Genomic DNA, 17,070 nt, shown 5'->3' on the forward strand with positions numbered 1-17,070 from the left:
GTCTATCGTGGCCCCGACGGCGGCATACCCGCCCGCCGCCCCGACAGTGCTGTCACCACCAAGGAGGGTTGCAATGACGCCATCCCCACGGCTCGATGACGCGACGCGTCGCGAGCTGCTGAACACGATGCTCCTCATCCGCACATACGAAGAGGCCATCCTGCGCGAGTATCACGCCGGCAAGTCGCCGGTGTTCGACATCGGTGCCGGCCTGGTGCCGGGCGAGATGCATCTGTCTGCGGGCCAGGAGCCCGTCGCCGCAGGTGTCTGCGCTCATCTCACCCCCGACGATGCGCTCACCGGCACGCATCGACCGCACCACATCGCGATCGCGCACGGCGTGGACCTCCGGGCGATGACGGCGGAGATCTTCGGCCGGGAGACCGGTCTCGGGCGCGGCCGGGGCGGACACATGCACCTGTTCGACCCGGCGACGCACTTCTCGTGCTCGGGCATCATCGCCGAGGGGCTGCCGCCGGCTCTCGGCCAGGCGTTCGCGTTCCAGCGACGGGGCACCGACCGCGTCGCCGTCGCGGTGACGGGCGAGGGGGCCGCGAACCAGGGCGCCTTCCACGAATCACTCAACCTCGCCGCGGTCTGGAACCTGCCGGTCGTCTTCGTCGTGGAGGACAACGACTGGGGCATCTCGGTGCCGCGCGCCGCCGCGACCGCGGTCGCCTCGAACGCCGACCGCGCGGCCGCCTACGGCATCCCCGGCGTCCGCGTCGAAGACAACGACGTCGAGGGCGTCTACCGTGCCGCGGGCGAGGCGGTCGCGCGAGCGCGGGCCGGCGAGGGGCCCTCCCTCATCGAGGTGCACACGCTTCGACTGTGGGGTCACTTCGAGGGAGACGCGCAGGGGTACCGAGCCGACATCGAGGGCGTTCCCGGGCGCGACCCGATCCCCACCTACGTGGCGAAGCTCGTCGCCGACGGTGTCATCGAGGAGGCGGATGCCGCGGTCATGCGCGCCAGCGCCTCCGAAAGGGTCGAGGACGCCGTCGCCTACGCGAAATCCTCGCCCATCCCCGACCCCACCCACGCACTGGACTACGTGTTCGCGGAAGGAGCACGCTCATGAGCACGACAGCGGATGCCGCATCGAAGGCGGTCGCGGTCGAACCCGCCCCCGGCAGCCGCAAGCTGTCGACGGCGAAGGCGCTTCAGGAGGCGATCGCACAGCAGATGCGCGCCGACCCCTCGGTGTTCGTCATGGGCGAGGACGTCGGCCCGTACGGCGGCATCTTCTCCTCCACGACGGGGCTCATCGACGAGTTCGGCCCCGAGCGGGTGCTCGACACGCCGATCTCCGAGACGGCGTTCATCGGCCTCGGAATCGGCGCGGCGGTCGAGGGCATGCGGCCGGTCGTCGAGCTGATGTTCGCCGACTTCTTCGGTGTGTGCATGGACCAGATCTACAACCACATGGCGAAGATCCACTACGAGTCCGGCGGCAACGTGAAGGTGCCGATGGTGCTGATGACGGCCACCGGCGGCGGGTACTCCGACGGCGCGCAGCACTCCCAGACCCTGTGGGGCACGTTCGCGCACCTGCCGGGAATGAAGGTCGTCGTCCCTTCGACGCCCTACGACGCGAAGGGGCTCATGACCGCCGCCATCCGCAGCGACGACCCGGTCGTGTTCATGTTCCACAAGGGGGTCATGGGACTCGGGTGGATGAAGAAGAACCCCCGCTCGATCGGCGCGGTGCCCGAAGAGGCGTACGAGGTGCCGATCGGCAAGGCCCGCGTCGCGCGGGAGGGGACCGATGTCACGGTCGTGACCGTTTCCCTCTCGGTCCATCACGCGCTCGACGTGGCCGAGAAGCTGGAGGGGGAGGGCATCAGCGTCGAGGTGATCGATCTCCGCTCCCTGGTGCCGCTGGACCGGGAGGCCATCGTCGCGTCGGTGTCGAAGACGGGACGACTCGTCGTCGTCGACGAGGACTACGAGTCGTTCGGCATGACGGGGGAGGTGATCGCCTCCGTCGCCGAACGCGATCCTGCGTTGCTGCGCCACGTGTCGCGCGTGGCGGTGCCCGACGTCCCGATCCCGTACGCGCGGGAGCTCGAATACGCGGTGCTGCCCACGCCCGCCCGCATCGAGGCGGCGATCCGTGAGGCGGTGACGGGGTGACGGATGTGCGATTCCCGTCGATGTCCGATGACGCGAATGCCCTGGGCGTCGTCGCGACGTGGTTCGTCGGTGACGGCGAGGAGGTCGCCGAGGGCGCCCTCATCGCCGAGGTCGCGATGCAGAAGGTCGACCAGGAGCTGTATGCCCCGGCATCCGGCGTCATCTCTCTGCTCGTCCCGGAAGAGCAGGCCGTGTCGCAGGGGGGCGTGATCGCGACCATCGAAGGATGACGCGCTCCAGTCCGCCGGCGCCCGCCGGCACGCTGATGATCCGTGAGTCGCCGTCGACGGGCGGCACGCTTCCCGGCACGCTGGTTGCGGCTGCCGACGCCGAGCTGAAGCGTTCGCTCGAGCTGCTGCGCGCGGTCGCGGCGGGCACGATCCCGCACCGTCGCGTGGTGCGCGTCTCGACACCGCCGCGAATAGTCGCGATGAGTCGGCGCGAGAGCCGCATGCCCGGATTCGAGGATGCTCGTCGGGCGTGCATCGCTCACGGCTTCGTACCCGTCATCCGCCACACCGGCGGCCGGGCGGTCGCATACGACGAGACCTGCGTTGTCTTCGACGTGATCGTGCGAGAAGCAGGGGGGCCGATGGATCAGGCGCTGTTCTTCCGCGACGTCGGCGATCGGCTCGTCGCGGCGCTACGTGCTCTCGGAGTCGACGCGCGGCTCGGCGAGGTGCCGGGCGAGTACTGTCCCGGCCAGTTCAGCGTCAATGCGCGAGGCGCCGTGAAGCTGATCGGCACGTCGCAGCGCGCGGTACGCGGCGCCAGACTGCTGAGCGGAATGCTCCCGCTCGGTCCGGTCGACAGGTTCGTGCAGGTCCTCGTCGCCGTCAACAGGGCGCTGGGGCTGGATTGGGACCCGGTCACCTTCGGCACGCTGGGGCACGAGAACCCGGGCCTCCCGCGCCGGGCCGTGGAGGACGCGCTCGTCGCAGCCCTCGACGAGTGAACCGGCGCCACGCGGCCGGGTGCGCGCACTCGCGGACGGCGACCTCGATGCGTGCATCCGGTCCTGCTTCCCCATTCGTGCGGTGAAATGGGTGGCTGTACCGATCGCGTCCCTCCGGAGGCACCATGGACCCGCTCTCGCACCGCGCCGAGTACGAACTCGACGCCCTCGACGAGGCCGACTTCGCGCCCGAACCGCTCGCACAGTTGGCTCAGTGGCTCGAGCGCGCCTCCGACGCGGGCCTCGTGGAGCCCAACGCGATGGTGATCAGCACGATAGATCCGGGCGAGCAACCCTCCTCGCGAACCGTGCTGCTGCGCGGCATCGACGAGTCGGGTCTTCTCTTCTATACGAATCGCCAGTCCCGGAAGGGCCGGGCGCTCGCGCACCGGGCCGCGGCATCGGCCCTCTTCCCCTGGTACGCGCTGCAGCGCCAGGTGATCGTGGCGGGCCGCGTCGAGCTCGTGGACGACGCAGCATCCGACGCGTACTTCGCCGCGCGCCCCCGGGCATCGCAGATCGCCGCCCGGGCGTCGCATCAGTCCGAGGAGATCGGCAGCCGGGCCGAACTCGAGGCCGCCTTCGCGCGCGAGGCCGCGCGGTGGCAGCACGAAGAGCGGGTGCCCCGGCCCGACTTCTGGGGCGGCTACCGGCTCGTCGTCGACGAGGCGGAGTTCTGGCAGGGCCGCCGCTCGCGGCTGCACGACCGGATCGTCTACCGGCGCGGTGCCGGCGAGCAGACGTGGGAGCTGCACCGCCTACAGCCCTGAGCGGCCACGTCGACGCATACGGCGAGTTCAGCACGGGGGCGGATGCCGGTTCCTGCCACAATCTCGATGTGTTGACCGAGAGTCGCCGTCGTGTGCTCGGCGTCGTCGTGCTCGTGGTGGTGCTGACCGGGATCGTCGGCGTGGCGTGCGTCGTCGTCGTTCCCCAGGTGTGGGCGGCGTCGCTGACAACCGTCTCGGAGGAGCCCCGCACGGTCGAGCTCTCCGCTGGGGATCATCGGGTCGGTGCGCGGGTCCCCTCGGGCTGGGCACTGCGCCCCGTGCCGACCGACGCCTCTCGCCTCGAGTTGTGGTCGCCCGACGGAGTCCTGCACGTCGAGCTACGGCTCACGGATCCGGGCGATCCGGAGGCCCTCCTCGCCGAGACCGCGGCAGGGCACGGGCCCGTGAGCACGGAGACGACCGCGGCGGGCGGCATCTTCGTGCACGCCGAAACGGCGGACGGCTCGGGGATCGCCGGTGTCGTGACGGCGGGCGGGAGCCGAGTCGTCGTCGTCGCCGATGAGACGGAGGGCTACCGCGCGGAGGTCGCGATGCTGGTCGCGGGGATCGGGGCCGCCACATGATCGGGGCACGCCGTCGCGCTCTCGCCGCGTTCGCCGCTGCGGCGCTCGTGCTGACGGCGTGCGCACCGGAGCCCGACCCGCAGTGGCAGCCGCAGGCGTGGCCGGAGTCCGGACGGCTCGTCGAGGCGCTGCCGGCCGGGTCTACGTCGCCCCCGGCAGCGGGGGAGGCCGCCGCGATCGGCCAGCGAATCCGCAACGACGCGACGGGAATCGACGCGCGATGGGCGGCCCTGCCCGGCGGCCACGCCGTGAACGAGGCGATCGAGGAGATCGTCCGGCGCGCCATCGAGGCGCAGTCCTCTCTGTCGGGGCAGGCATACCGGCCGCAGGCGCAGGACCCGGGCGCGGGCTTCGCGAGCCGCGGCTGCGAGGCGGGAGCCTCGACGCGGGCGGCCGGGGCGGTGCTCGGTGCGGGGGACGCCCCGCGCACCGTCGTGGTCTGCGAGATCGTGCACGCCGCGGGGACCCTGTGGGGTCAGAGCGTGCGCATCGTCACGGGCGTGGGCGGTGTCGTGACCTCCGACACGACGACGACGCTCTACGCCGACGTCGCGAGCGGAGACGTCGTCGACGGGTCGGAGATCCTGGGTGATGCCGCCGGGCTCTGGATCGATGTCGTCGGGATGCTCCGCCGACAGGCGGGCTCGCTGAGCACGGCGCCGGTGACCGCGCCGGACGAGGCGCAGCGGGCCCTGCTGCGCCGGGCCGTTGCCGATGCGGTGGTTGCCGACCGCGAGCTCGTGCTGCCGTTGCCGTCGGGCTTCAGCGCGCGGGAGCTGGAGGGCCTCGCGCGGTGGCGGGTGCCCGATGCCGATCACCCCGTCTCGGTGGCGCTTCCCGCGGAGATCTACACGCCGCTCCTCACCCCCTTCGGACGTCGGCTGCTGGCCGATGCCGGGCCCTTCGTCGGCGCCGGATCCCGGGGTGCGGGCTTCGAGCGGGTGCCGTGCGACCTCGTGCCCTGCATGGCGATGACGCTCGACGACGGACCGGGCGGCCTCACGGGGGGAATCCTCGACGCACTGCGGGAACGAGGTATGGCCGCCACCTTCTACATGCTCGGCCAGAACGCCGCGCGGCACCCGGACCTCGTGCGCCGCGTCGCTGCGGAGGGCCACCAGGTCGGAAATCACACCTGGAACCACCCTCGGCTGCCGATGCTGGATGACGCGGGGATCGGTGAGCAGCTCGCCGACACGGCCGCGCTGCTGCGCCAGCTGTCGGGGCAGCCGGTGTCGACCTTCCGGCCGCCGTACGGCGATGTCGACCAGCGCGTGCTGCGGGTCGCGGGGCAGCCCGCGATCATGTGGAGCATCGACACGCGCGACTGGGAGGGTGCGGAGGACGCGACGCTGGCGCAGTACACGGTGTCGGCCCCGCGGCCCGGATCGATCGTCCTCATGCACGACATCCAGGCGGTCACGGCGCGCGTGCTCCCCGGCATCCTCGACGGCCTTCTCGACCGCGGGTTCACGCTCGTGACGGTGGAGCAGCTCTTCGGCGGAGCGGTTCCGGGAGGCATGGTGCGCAGCGCTCGCTGAGCGCGGGCACGAGCCGACGGGTACGGTGTGCAGGTGAGCTCCACCCCGCGCTGTCCCCAACCGCATCAACCGGTCCATGGGCTTCGGGGACCTGTACCCGTTCGACCTCGTCGCGAGGGTGAGGCGCAAACTGGGTTTCGTGCACGACATCGTCACGCACGCCCCGTTGACGCTCGAGGAGCAGATCGCGGCGGCCCGGCCCCAGATCGAGGAACGGACGTGACGACGGCCCCGCGGTGGGTGCCCCGAAACCTGGGGCGGGCAGCCGTCCTCGCCGCGATCGCCGTGCCGTTGGCGGTCGCGGCCCCCGCGGCCGCCGCCCCTCCGCCCGTGCCGACGGCACAGGGCGAGGAGGCACCGCCGATCCGTGTCGAGCCTGCGGCGGCGCAGGACCGATCGGATGCCGCGGCCGCTCTCGTGGCGGCCATGTCGACCCGAGAGCGTGCCGCCGCGATCGTCATGGCGCACACCCCCACGACCGACCCGGGCGCCGCGGCGGACTTCGTCGCGCAGACGGGCATCGCCGGGTTCATCCTCATGGGCGCGAACATCGGTGGCGACGAGGCGGCCGTGCGCGACCTCACGGACGCGCTCACCCTGGACGCCGCCCTGCCTCCGCTCATCGCGGTGGATCAGGAGGGCGGTGATGTGCGCCGCCTGCGATGGGACGATTTCCCCGCCTCCACGACACTCAAGCGGACGGACGCCGAGGCGGCACTCGACGCCTTCGCCGCCCGCGGATCGCTGCTGGGCCGCGTCGGCATCGGCGTCAACTTCGGAGTCGTCGCCGACTACACCGACGACCCGGGATCGTTCATCTACCGCCGGTCACTCGGGACGGATGCCGCAGGGTCGGCCGAGCGCGTCGCGGCCGCGGTGGAGGGTGAGAGCCCCTTCGCCGCCTCGACGCTCAAGCACTTCCCGGGCCACGGCGCGACGCCGGGCGACTCGCACCGCGTCATCCCCGCCACCGACATGAGCCTCGAGGCCTGGAGGTCGGGCGAGGCGGTGCCGTTCCGCGAGGGCGTCGCCGCGGGCGCGGAGCTGGTGATGTTCGGGCACCTGGCCTACACCGCGGTGGATGCCGCTCCGGCGTCGCTCTCCGCCGCGTGGCACGACATCCTGCGCGACGAGCTCGGCTTCACGGGGGTCGCGGTCACCGACGACATGGCGATGCTCGAGGCATCCGGCATCCCCGCGTACTCCGACCCCGTCGAGAACGCGATCGCGGCGGTCGTCGCGGGCAACGACCTGGTTCTGGGCGTCGCCTATACGACACCGGGGCGGGTGACGGCCGTCGTCGACGGGATCGTGCAGGCCACAGAGTCGGGGCGGATCGCGCCCGAGCGCCTGCAGGAGGCGGCGACGCGCGTGACCGCGCTGCGTCTGGCCCGGGGCGGCTCGTCCGGTGCGGTGCCCTGCGGCGAGTGCGCGCCCGTGGGCTGAGCGCGCGTCGGCGCTCGGACGGTCGTCGTCTCGGGCACCCCTCGAGGATGCGCGGGGCTCAGGCGGCCGGCTCGATCAGGGAGGGGTCGTTGTTGCGCACGTTGCCCACGGCTCGGCCGACCACGCGAGCCTCGAGCTCGGCCGCGACGCTCGGCGCCGCGTCGATCGCGGCATCCAGCACATCGCCCACGTTGGCGACCGTGGGGTCGAGCCACGCCTCGGCGTGGTCGAGATCGAGGAAGAGCGGCATGCGATCGTGGATCGAGCCGAGGGAGCCGACGGCGTCCCGCGTGAGGACGGTGAAGCTCAGCATCCAGCGGGCGGGGTCGTCGTCGGGGCGCGCGGGATCGCGCCACCACTCGTAGAGACCCGCCAGCAGCAGCGGTGCGTCGTCGGCGGGGTGGACGAAGTGGGGGGTCTTGCCATCCGGCGTCGTCTGCCACTCGTAATACCCCGAGGTCGGGACGATGGCGCGGCGCTTCTCGAGCGCCGCGCGGAACATCGGCTTGTGCTCGGCATCTTCGGCCCGCGCGTTGAAGGCGCGGGAACCGACGGAGGGATCCTTCGCCCAGCCGGGGACGAGTCCCCACCGCGCCGCTTCGAGGCGCCGGGTCGGCGGCTCGGTCTTGATCGAGTCGAGCACGATCGCGGCGCGATCGGTGGGGGCGACGTTGAACGACGGGGCGGGGAGATCCTCGCCGATCGTGTCGACGTCGAGGAAGTCCACGAGCTCTGTCGATGGCCGGGCCACGACGAAACGTCCGCACATGCACGCCACCCTACGCGGGCGTGCCGACATCGGCGCGGGCCGGGGCCGGGGCGGTCAGCGTCGCGGTGCGTCGGCGGAGCCGCCGGGGCCGACGAGACCCGCCTCGTCGAGGCGTTCGAGAAGCCCCGCACCATCCGACGCCGATACCCACGGAGCGGCGCCGGAGTGATCGTCCACGACGGTGCGGCCTCCGGCCAGCACGGCCTCGGCGGTGGACAGCCTGCGGATGGCGACGCCGGCGACGCGGTCGGGGTGATCACGCGTGAACTGCGTGTAGATCTCGTCGTCGTGCTGTCCGTCGTCGCCGATCAGGATCCACGTGATGTTCGGGAACTCCGCGGCGAGGCGGCGGAGGTTCTCCGCCTTGTGATCGCGCCCGCTCCTGAACCAGCGCTCGTGCGTCGGACCCCAATCCGTCAGCAGCATCGCCCCCGGCGGGAACAGGTGTCGGGTGAGGAAGCGGGTCAGGGTGGGGGCGATGTTCCACGCCCCCGTTGACAGGTAGATCATCGGCGCGCCGGGGTGGCTGCGCACGAGGCGCTCGAGGAGCACCGCCATGCCGGGCACGGGCAGACGCGCGTGCTCGTCGACGACGAAGGAGTTCCAGGCGGCGAGCAGGGGTCGGGGGAGCGCCGTGACCATGACGGTGTCGTCGACGTCCGAGAGCACCCCCACCTCGACATCCGGCGCGACGACGAAGATCCTCGCCTCGACCGGTTCGCACCCCTCGACCGAGAAGGACACCGGCTGCCACCCCGGCTCGAGCGATGCGTCGATCACGGCATCCACGACGCCCCCTCGATCGGCGACGACCTCGTGCCGGCGGCCCGCCACGGTGACCGTGACACGGGCGTTGCCGACGGGGATGCCGAGGAAGCTGCGCCAGCCGCGCACGCTCGCGAGCTCGCCGTTCTCCGTGCGCCGAGGCGGCCGGACGATGAGCACCCGTCCGACGACGCGGATCCAGCCGTCGCCGCCGTAGCCGGGGAACGCCGCGACGGTCGGCCGCATGCCGCGACGCCGCGCCCGGCGTTCCCGCCAGGCGTGGAATCGGCGCTCGAGGCGCGCGAGCCAGAGGATCTTCCGCGGTTCGGCCGGGGGCTGGGTCGACGTGGGCATCGTCCTCAGTCTTCCACGTCGGCCGGTTCGGCGCCGTCCGGGCCTTCGTCGTGGAAGTGGCGGCGCTCCACCCGCTCGATGACCTTCTTGCCGATGTAGGCCAGGAACAGGAAGACGACGATGACGCCGACGAAGACGTAGCCCGCGGTGTGGACGGTGTCGGCGAGCTCGCGATACGTGCCCGCCGCGGCCGCCGCCACGGAGATGTAGAGCGCCGCCCACAGGATGCACGCCGGCGCCGTCCACGCGAGGAACCTGCGGTAGGGGTATCCGCTCATGCCGACCGTGAGCGGCACGAGCGAGTGCAGCACCGGAAGGAACCGGGAGAGGAAGATCGCCGGGCCGCCGCGGCGCCGCAGGTAGCGCTCCGACTTCGCCCAGTTGGCCTCGCCGATGCGCCGGCCCGCCCGCGAGAGCCGGATCTTCGGTCCGAGCCACCGTCCCAGCCAGAAGCCGATGCTCTCGCCCACGAGCGCACCGACCACGACCGCTAGGCCGAGCAGGATGCCTTCGAACGGCGTCGAGACGGCCGTCGAGGCGACGATGACGATCGTGTCGCCGGGCACCACGAGTCCCACGAGAACGCTGGTCTCCAGCATGATCGCGACGCCGGCGATCAGGGTCCGCAGCACCGGGTCCACGCCCTGAACGAGATCGAGCACCGTCGACAGGAAGTCGTTCACCCCTTGAGCCTAGGGCCCGGCGCGGCACCGTAGCCTGGGAGTCATGCCCCACGACATCGTCGCCGTGTCGCTGCCCGCGGGCGCCGACCCGGCGCGCATCTTCGCGGCCATCGAGCCGCGGCATCCCGACGTGTTCTGGCTCGACTCGGGGACGAACGCCCGAGAAGGCTTCAGCTACGTCGGCGTCGGCGACGCCGTGCCGGCCGAGGCGGTGCACGATGTCGCCCTCGGGGGGAGCGACGACGGCGGGGATGCCGGGCGGGCCGTGCCCGGCCGCTTCCGCGGCGGGTGGATCGGCTGGTTCTCCTACGAATCCGGCGCTCACGGCATGGGAGCTCCGGCGGCGGGCCCCGCTGACGACCGATGGATGCGCGTGCGCCGCTGGGTGGCCGTCGAACACGCGACGGGCCGCGCGTGGGCCGTCGCCCCGGCATCCGACGCACCGGAGTGGCACGCGCGGATGACGGATGCCGCGGCATCCCCGGCGCCCGAGCCGCCGGCGCCCACCGGATCGACCGAGGCCCGCGCGCGCCACACGGCCGAGGACTATGCGGTCATGATCGAGCGCTGCCGCGACGCGATCCGCGAGGGCGACGCCTACCAGCTGTGCCTCACGACGCGATTCGAGGCGCCCGCGGCGGATGCCGCCACCGTCTACGCTCGGCTGCGCGCGGGGAGTCCCGCCCACCACGGCGCCTTCGTGCGCATCGGGGACACGGCCCTGCTGAGCGCGAGCCCGGAGGAGTTCCTCGCCGTCGGCGACGGGATCGTGCGCACGCGCCCCATCAAGGGCACGCGGCCGCGCGCGGCGGATGCGGCGACGGATGCCGCGCTGGCGGCCGATCTCGTCGCGAGCGAGAAGGAGCGCGCCGAGAACGTGATGATCGTCGACCTCATGCGCAACGACCTCGCCCGCGTGTGCGAACCGGGAACCGTGCGCGTGGACGCGCTCCTGGCGGTGGAGAGCTACCCGCACGTGCACCAGCTCGTCAGCACCGTGTCCGGGCGGCTGCGGCCCGGGGTGAGGATGAGGGACCTGCTGCGCTTCGCGTTCCCCGCCGGCAGCATGACGGGCGCGCCCAAGCTCTCCGCGATGGGGATCCTGCACCGTCTCGAAGGAGCCCCGCGCGGTGTGTACGCCGGGTGCTTCGGCTGGATCGGGGACGACGGCGGCGCCGATCTGGCGATGGTCATCCGCTCCATCGTGCTGCGCGGCGAGGCCGCCGTGGTGGGTGCCGGCGGCGGCATCACATGGTCCTCCGTCACGGCCGATGAGGTGCGCGAGGTGGGCATCAAGGCGTCCGCACCGCTGCGCGCGCTGGGGGCGAGGCTGCCGTCGGGATGGTGAGCCGTCGCGGACGGTAATCTGGAAAGAGCGCCTCGCGCACACCCGCACCCCCCACGATTGGCCTTTCCGTGTCCCACATGGCTTCCTCCGACAGCGCGCCCGCCGACGAGCAGGTGTACGACGCCGCCTCGATCCAGGCGAAGTGGCAGGCGGTCTGGGCCGAACACGACCCGTTCCGCGCGGGCGGGGACGAGGATCGCCGTCCGCGCAAGTACGTGCTCGGCATGTTCCCCTACCCGTCGGGCGACATGCACATGGGGCACGCCGAGAACTACGCGTACGTCGACGTCGTCGCGCGCTTCTGGCGCCACCGCGGCTACAACGTGCTCAACCCGATCGGGTGGGACTCGTTCGGTCTGCCGGCGGAGAACGCGGCGATCCAGCGCGGCGCCGATCCTCGCGAGTGGACGTACTCCAACATCGAGCAGCAGAAGACCAGCCTGAAGGCGTTCGGCACGTCGTACGACTGGAGCCGGGTGCTCCACACGAGCGATCCCGAGTACTACCACTGGAACCAGTGGCTGTTCCTGCGCCTGCACGAGCGGGGACTGGCGTACCGCAAGGAGAGCCCGGTCAACTGGTGCCCCCACGACCAGACCGTGCTGGCGAACGAGCAGGTCGTCGACGGCCGGTGCGAGCGCTGCGGCCACGAGGTCGTGAAGAAGAAGCTCACGCAGTGGTATCTCCGGATCACCGACTACGCCGACCGCCTGCTCGACGACCTCAACCAGCTCGAGGGCTTCTGGCCGCAGAAGGTCATCCAGATGCAGCGCAACTGGATCGGGCGCTCCGTGGGCGCCGACATCGATTTCGAGATCGAGGGCCACCCCGAGAAGGTCACGGTCTTCTCGACGCGCCCCGACACGTTGCACGGCGCGACCTTCTTCGTCGTCGCGCCCGACTCCGACCTCGCCGCCGAACTGGCGGCAGGGGCGGATGCCGAGGTGCAGGCGCGCTTCGGCGAGTATCTCGAGAACGTGCGTCGCTCCACCGACATCGAACGCCAGAGCACCGACCGCCCGAAGACGGGTGTGTTCCTCGGGCGCTATGCGATCAACCCGGTCAACGGCGCCCGCCTGCCCATCTGGGCCGCCGACTACGTCCTGGCCGACTACGGACACGGCGCCGTCATGGCCGTTCCCGCACATGACCAGCGCGACCTCGACTTCGCTCGGGCGTTCGACCTGCCTGTGACGGTCGTCGTCGACACGACCGCACCGATCACGGGCGCCATCCCCGTGATCGAGCTCGACGACGACGGCGAGCCGATCGAGCCCGAGGGCGAGAGCCTCGACAGCATCGACCCGGCGCGCACCGGCGTCGCGCTCACCGGCGAGGGTCGCATGATCAATTCGGGGTCGCTCGACGGACTGTCCAAGCGCACCGCGATCGCGCGGATGATCGAGCAGCTGGAGGCCGCCGGCACGGGCCGTGCGTCCAAGTCGTACCGCCTGCGCGACTGGCTCATCTCGAGGCAGCGCTTCTGGGGGACGCCGATCCCCATGCTCCACACGGAAGACGGCAGGATCGTGCCCGTCCCCGACGACCAGCTGCCGGTGCGGCTGCCGAGCGTGGAGGGCCTCGACCTCACGCCGAAGGGCACGTCTCCGTTGGGGGCCGCGGCATCCTGGGTCGAGACCGTGGACCCCGAGACCGGCGCGGCGGCACGGCGCGACCCCGACACGATGGACACGTTCGTCGACAGCTCGTGGTACTTCCTGCGCTTCCTCTCACCGGGCGACTCCGGTGAGGCGTTCTCGCCGCAGGAAGCGTCCCGGTGGGCGCCGGTGGACTCCTACATCGGCGGCGTGGAGCACGCCATCCTGCACCTGCTGTACGCGCGTTTCATCACCAAGGTGCTCTTCGACATGGGCCTGGTGGATTTCACCGAGCCCTTCTCCACGCTCATCAACCAGGGCATGGTGCTGCTCGGCGGCTCGAAGATGTCCAAGAGCAAGGGCAACCTCGTCGAGTTCGCCGCGAGCATGCAGTCGCCGGGCGCCGACGCCGTGCGCGTCGCGATCGCGTTCGCCGGCCCCGTCGAGGATGACATCGAGTGGGAGGATGTCTCGACCACGGGGGCGCAGAAGTTCCTCGCTCGGGCGTGGCGCATCGCGAAGGACGTCGACAGCGAGACCGGTGTGATCTGGGCCGAGGGCGACCCCGCCCTGCGCCGCGTCACGCACCGCCTGCTCGCGGATGCGCCGGGCCTGGTGGAGCAGACCAAGTTCAACGTCGTGATCGCGCGGCTCATGGAGCTGGTCAACGCCACCCGCAAGGCCATCGACACGGGAGCCGGCGCGTCCGACCCCGCCGTGCGTGAGGCGGCCGAGGTCATCGCCATGGTCCTGGACCTCTTCGCGCCCCACACCGCGGAGGAGATGTGGGAGATGCTCGGATACCCGCCGTTCGTCGGCCTGGTGCCGTGGCGTCAGCCCGACCCGACGCTGCTCGTGGACGAGTCGGTCACCGCGGTCGTGCAGGTGGACGGCAAGGTCCGGGCCACGATCGAGGTGCCCGCGCGGATCGGCGCCGGTGAACTGGAGGAGCTCGCGCGCGGCGATGCCCGCGTCGTGCGGTCGGTGGGAGAGCGCGAGATCGTGAAGGTGATCGTGCGGGCGCCGAAGGTCGTCTCGATCTCCACGCGACCGGCGGCCTGAGGCTCCTCCCCGACGGGGCACGCGGCGGGGGATCCCCGATGGGGCATCCGGGGGAGAGTGCCGCGTGCGCGGATTCGTAGCGTGGGGCGGTGCCCTCGCCCCCGTCCGCGCCGCTCGACGCCTACGAGCGTGCGCCGCGCCGATGGCGCACGGGCGTCGGGGCGATCGCGCTCGTCATCCTTCTCGCGCTCGCGGTGACGGTCGGGGTCACCGTCGTGCGCTCGGCCGGCGACCCGGGCGAGGTGCTGCCGCTGTCGACGCCGGAACCGGCCGAGCAGGCGACGGCGGCGTCGGTGTACGTGCACGTGTCGGGAGCGGTGCGTGCGCCCGGGCTCTACCGGCTCCCCGCGGACTCGCGCGTCTTCGATGCGGTCGCCGCGGCATCCGGATTCACAGAGGAGGCCGACCGCGGTGCGGTGAATCTGGCGCGCGTGCTCGCGGACGGTGAACAGGTCGTCGTCCCGACGCCCGGAGCGACGGCGGAGGGTGGGGCCGCGGTTCCCGGCGATGGGCGGGTGAGCCTGAACTCCGGCACGCTCGCCGACCTCGACACGCTTCCCCGTGTCGGGCCGGCGATCGCCCAGCGCATCATCGAGTGGCGGGAGGCGAACGGGCCCTTCACGAGCGTCGATGACCTCCTCTCCGTCCCGGGCATCGGGGAGAAGATGCTCGAGGCGATCCGCCCGCTGGTCGTGCTGTGACGGCGCCGGATCGCGCCGCCGTCTGGTCTGCGATCGCGGTGACGGGGGCGGTGTGGGCGGCCGCCTCCCTCGCGATTCACGTCGAGGATGCCGGGGCGGTGCTCGCCGCGGCGTGCCTGCCCGGTGCGGTGCTCGCGCTGGCCGGAGCGTGGTGGTCGTCGTCGAGATCGCGCGCACCGGCGGGCGTCGTGCTGCTGGTCGCCGCGCTGGCCCTGGCCCCCGCCGGAGCCGCGGGGGCATCCGTGGCCATCGGGAAAGGGGTGCGGGGGGCGGCGCAGGAGCTCGTGAACGGCAGCGGCAGAGCCGTGGAGCTGCGCGCGACCGTCACGACGAAGGTCGAGCCGACCGAGCACGGCGGTACCCGGTTCGACGCTCGCGTGTCGCGACTCCGTGTCGGCGATCGCGCGATCTCGGCCCCCCTCGCGGTGCGTGTCATCGCTGGTGCGGATTCGGGCGAGCACTCCGATGCGGTCGCGGGGTGGGGCGCGGTCGTCGATGTCCGCGGGCGGGCGATCCCGGCGGGGCCGGGGGAGCGGGCGGTCGTCATCGTCTTCGCCGACGAGGTCGAGCTCCGTGAGACTCCCGGCGGGCTTCTGGGGACGACGGCCGACCTGCGCGCGGGCCTCCGCGAGGTGGCCACGGCCCTGCCCGGTCCCGGAGGAGGGCTCCTGCCGGGCCTCGCCATCGGCGACACGGCGGGCGTCGATCCGTCGCTGCGCGATCAGATGCAGGGAGCGTCCCTGACGCATCTGACGGCCGTCTCGGGGGCCAACTGCGCCATCGTCGTCGCACTGGTCTACGGAGCTGCTCGAGCGCTGCGGGCTCCCCGCGCGCTGCGGCTGTCCGCCGCGGGATTCGCCCTGGCGGGCTTCGTCGCGCTGGTCACGCCCGAGCCGAGCGTCGTGCGTGCCGCGACGATGGCGGCGATCGCCCTCATCGCGCTCGCGTGGGGGCGTCCGGCGGCGGGGCTGCGGGCGCTCGTGCTCGCCGTGGTGGTCATCCTCGTCCTCGATCCCTGGCTGGCTGCATCCCTCGGATTCGCCCTCTCGGCCGCCGCCACCGCCAGTCTCCTTCTGCTCGCGGCCCCGCTCACCCGCGGACTCGCCAGGTGGATGCCGCGGCCCCTCGCCGCCGCGCTCGCCATACCGCTGTCGGCGCAGCTCGTCTGCGGGCCCCTCGTGCTGCTGGTCGACCCGGTCGTTCCGATCTACGGCGTACCGGCGAACCTGTTGGCGGGCCCCGCGGCGCCCCTCGCGACGATCGTCGGGCTCCTGGCATGTCTCGCGCAGCCCGTTCCGCCCTTGGCCGTCGCCCTGGCGTGGGTCGCCTGGGTGCCGTCGGCGTGGATCGCGGCGGCCGCCGAGGTCTTCTCTACCCTGCCCGGTGCCCGCGCCCCGTGGCCGCTCGGCGCGGCGGGGATGATCCTGCTCGCCGCGATCGGGGTGACGATCGTCGTCGCGATCGGGCCGACCCCCCGGCGCGCACCGCGCATGCGCGCTCTCGCCGGGATCGCGACGGCGATCCTCGTCGGTACGACGGCGGGCTGGGTGCTGCTCGCCCGGCCCCTCGCTCCTCTGACGGTGCCGGAGGACTGGAGCGTCGCCCAGTGCGATGTCGGGCAGGGAGACGCCGTGCTCCTGCGCTCCTCGGATCGGATCGCCCTCATCGACACGGGCCCCGATCCGTCGGCGCTCCGCGGCTGCCTGGACCGGCTGGGCGTCGGGCGCATCGACCTCCTCGTGCTCACCCACTTCGACCTCGATCATGTCGGCGCTGTCGATGCGGTCGAGGTCGGCGCGGCGACCCACGTCCTGCACGCTCCCGCGTCGGAGGACGACGAACGCCGCCTCCTCGCCCGTCTGGCCGCCCGGGGTGCGACGCTGCAGGAGGGACGCAAGGGGGCGCGGGGAGCGCTCGGCGCGGCATCCTGGCATGTGCTGTGGCCCGAGGCCGGCCGCACCCGGTTCGACCCCGGGAACGACACGAGCGTCGTGATCGAGGTCGAGCGCGACGGCGAGGGGATGCCTCGCGGGCTCTATCTCGGGGATCTGTCGGCCGAGCCGCAGCGCGCCCTCGAGCCGTCGTTGCGCGGGGCGTACGACATCGTCAAGGTCGCCCATCACGGCAGCGCCGACCAGCAGCCGAGCCTCTACGAGCGCGCGGGCGCGACGCTCGGGCTGGTCGGCGTCGGTGCCGACAACGACTACGGGCACCCGCGGCAGGAGATCCTCGACATCCTGGCGGCGACGGGAACGACAGTCGCGCGCAGCGACGCGGACGGGCTCGTGCTCGTGGATGTCGAGGCGGACGGGGTGCGGGTGTGGCGGGAGCACGTCGGGGTCGGCGGGGATGAATAGG

General features: G+C 72.2%; 16 protein-coding genes. 13 read left to right on the forward strand and 3 right to left on the reverse strand.

From position 1 onward, the window contains the following. Positions 1 to 73 precede the first annotated feature (73 nt). The 9 genes from RYJ27_RS05625 (at position 74) to RYJ27_RS05665 (ending at position 7,432) form a co-directional block, all read left to right on the forward strand. Positions 74 to 1,081 (forward strand): thiamine pyrophosphate-dependent dehydrogenase E1 component subunit alpha, encoded by a 1,008-nt coding sequence (locus RYJ27_RS05625; protein ID WP_330171742.1) that lies wholly within the window; start codon positions 74 to 76, stop codon positions 1,079 to 1,081. Further along, positions 1,078 to 2,136, forward strand: a complete 1,059-nt coding sequence (locus RYJ27_RS05630) for an alpha-ketoacid dehydrogenase subunit beta (protein WP_330171743.1) — start codon at positions 1,078 to 1,080, stop codon at positions 2,134 to 2,136. The genes RYJ27_RS05625 and RYJ27_RS05630 overlap by 4 nt, the downstream gene beginning before the upstream one ends. 5 nt (positions 2,137 to 2,141) lie before the next feature. After that, the gene (locus tag RYJ27_RS05635; protein ID WP_330171998.1) at positions 2,142 to 2,366 is read left to right on the forward strand and encodes a lipoyl domain-containing protein; all 225 of its coding nucleotides are present in this window, start codon (positions 2,142 to 2,144) and stop codon (positions 2,364 to 2,366) included. Then, positions 2,363 to 3,091: a lipoate--protein ligase family protein gene (locus RYJ27_RS05640; RefSeq protein WP_330171744.1), complete on the forward strand. Its 729-nt coding sequence runs from the start codon at positions 2,363 to 2,365 to the stop codon at positions 3,089 to 3,091. Before RYJ27_RS05635 ends, RYJ27_RS05640 begins: the two co-directional genes overlap by 4 nt. A 125-nt stretch (positions 3,092 to 3,216) precedes the next feature. After that, positions 3,217 to 3,861, forward strand: coding sequence for a pyridoxamine 5'-phosphate oxidase (pdxH, locus tag RYJ27_RS05645; protein WP_330171745.1), 645 nt, complete (start codon positions 3,217 to 3,219; stop codon positions 3,859 to 3,861). Continuing rightward, the gene (locus tag RYJ27_RS05650) at positions 3,834 to 4,445 is read left to right on the forward strand and encodes a hypothetical protein (protein WP_330171746.1); all 612 of its coding nucleotides are present in this window, start codon (positions 3,834 to 3,836) and stop codon (positions 4,443 to 4,445) included. Before pdxH ends, RYJ27_RS05650 begins: the two co-directional genes overlap by 28 nt. After that, on the forward strand, positions 4,442 to 5,986 hold the full coding sequence (locus RYJ27_RS05655; protein WP_330171747.1) for a polysaccharide deacetylase family protein: 1,545 nt from the start codon (positions 4,442 to 4,444) through the stop codon (positions 5,984 to 5,986). The genes RYJ27_RS05650 and RYJ27_RS05655 overlap by 4 nt, the downstream gene beginning before the upstream one ends. Before the next feature lie 64 nt (positions 5,987 to 6,050). After that, positions 6,051 to 6,209 carry a hypothetical protein gene (locus RYJ27_RS05660; protein ID WP_330171999.1) on the forward strand — a complete coding sequence of 53 codons (159 nt, stop codon included), beginning with the start codon at positions 6,051 to 6,053 and terminating at the stop codon, positions 6,207 to 6,209. Continuing rightward, a complete protein-coding gene (locus tag RYJ27_RS05665) occupies positions 6,206 to 7,432 on the forward strand; it encodes a glycoside hydrolase family 3 N-terminal domain-containing protein (protein ID WP_330171748.1) in 1,227 nt (408 codons plus the stop codon). The genes RYJ27_RS05660 and RYJ27_RS05665 overlap by 4 nt, the downstream gene beginning before the upstream one ends. 58 nt (positions 7,433 to 7,490) lie before the next feature. Here the strand turns inward: RYJ27_RS05665 and RYJ27_RS05670 are convergent, their stop codons facing one another. Genes RYJ27_RS05670 through RYJ27_RS05680 form a run of 3 tightly spaced genes read right to left on the reverse strand, consistent with a single transcriptional unit; the run spans position 7,491 to position 10,003 of the window. Next, complete coding sequence (locus tag RYJ27_RS05670; RefSeq protein ID WP_330171749.1) at positions 7,491 to 8,201, reverse strand: SOS response-associated peptidase; 711 nt, start codon at positions 8,199 to 8,201, stop codon at positions 7,491 to 7,493. A gap of 54 nt (positions 8,202 to 8,255) precedes the next feature. Beyond that, positions 8,256 to 9,320 carry an App1 family protein gene (locus RYJ27_RS05675; protein ID WP_330171750.1) on the reverse strand — a complete coding sequence of 355 codons (1,065 nt, stop codon included), beginning with the start codon at positions 9,318 to 9,320 and terminating at the stop codon, positions 8,256 to 8,258. Between the two features lie 5 nt (positions 9,321 to 9,325). Beyond that, positions 9,326 to 10,003, reverse strand: a complete 678-nt coding sequence (locus RYJ27_RS05680; RefSeq protein WP_330171751.1) for a DedA family protein — start codon at positions 10,001 to 10,003, stop codon at positions 9,326 to 9,328. A gap of 43 nt (positions 10,004 to 10,046) precedes the next feature. Between RYJ27_RS05680 and pabB the strand changes: the two genes are divergently transcribed. The 4 genes from pabB (at position 10,047) to RYJ27_RS05700 (ending at position 17,069) form a co-directional block, all read left to right on the forward strand. Next, the gene (gene pabB, locus RYJ27_RS05685) at positions 10,047 to 11,351 is read left to right on the forward strand and encodes an aminodeoxychorismate synthase component I (protein ID WP_330171752.1); all 1,305 of its coding nucleotides are present in this window, start codon (positions 10,047 to 10,049) and stop codon (positions 11,349 to 11,351) included. 77 nt (positions 11,352 to 11,428) lie between these two features. Continuing rightward, the gene (leuS, locus tag RYJ27_RS05690) at positions 11,429 to 14,011 is read left to right on the forward strand and encodes a leucine--tRNA ligase (protein ID WP_330171753.1); all 2,583 of its coding nucleotides are present in this window, start codon (positions 11,429 to 11,431) and stop codon (positions 14,009 to 14,011) included. 89 nt (positions 14,012 to 14,100) lie between these two features. Continuing rightward, positions 14,101 to 14,712 (forward strand): ComEA family DNA-binding protein, encoded by a 612-nt coding sequence (locus RYJ27_RS05695; protein ID WP_330171754.1) that lies wholly within the window; start codon positions 14,101 to 14,103, stop codon positions 14,710 to 14,712. After that, positions 14,709 to 17,069, forward strand: a complete 2,361-nt coding sequence (locus RYJ27_RS05700; protein ID WP_330171755.1) for a ComEC/Rec2 family competence protein — start codon at positions 14,709 to 14,711, stop codon at positions 17,067 to 17,069. The genes RYJ27_RS05695 and RYJ27_RS05700 overlap by 4 nt, the downstream gene beginning before the upstream one ends. The last annotated feature ends 1 nt before the right edge of the window (position 17,070 follow it).

Source organism: Microbacterium limosum, from assembly GCF_036324365.1.
Lineage (GTDB): Bacteria > Actinomycetota > Actinomycetes > Actinomycetales > Microbacteriaceae > Microbacterium > Microbacterium limosum.